Origin of the sequence: Corynebacterium sp. HMSC072A02 (assembly GCF_001810085.1) — a bacterium.
Lineage (GTDB): Bacteria > Actinomycetota > Actinomycetes > Mycobacteriales > Mycobacteriaceae > Corynebacterium > Corynebacterium hesseae.
The window spans coordinates 1-237 of the sequence record NZ_KV799874.1; the positions used below are offsets into that span (position 1 = coordinate 1).

General features: G+C 54.4%; 1 pseudogene. It reads right to left on the reverse strand.

Annotated features, from left to right (window positions below):
• Positions 1–229 (reverse strand): annotated as a pseudogene (locus HMPREF2698_RS11955) (IS21 family transposase); the annotation flags it as partial.
• Positions 230–237: the final 8 nt, after the last annotated feature.

The following is a 237-nucleotide window of genomic DNA, read 5'->3' on the forward strand; positions in this document are numbered from 1 at the left end:
TCCACTCGGTGTGTTGCCACGGGGTTGCCGGCAGATCCGCAAGCAGATGCTGTTCGTACTCTTCAAAGAGATCCCTGCGGCTTGACTGCTGGCTGCGAAACGGCACGGAGGCGTTGATTGCGTCGACGACGCCCACAATCTTTTCGTTGAGCTCGTCCAAATCAACACACTGGTGGCTATTAAGCGCGTGGATGACTTTGTGTGTGACGATCTTTACCGCAGCTTCCACATTTGCTT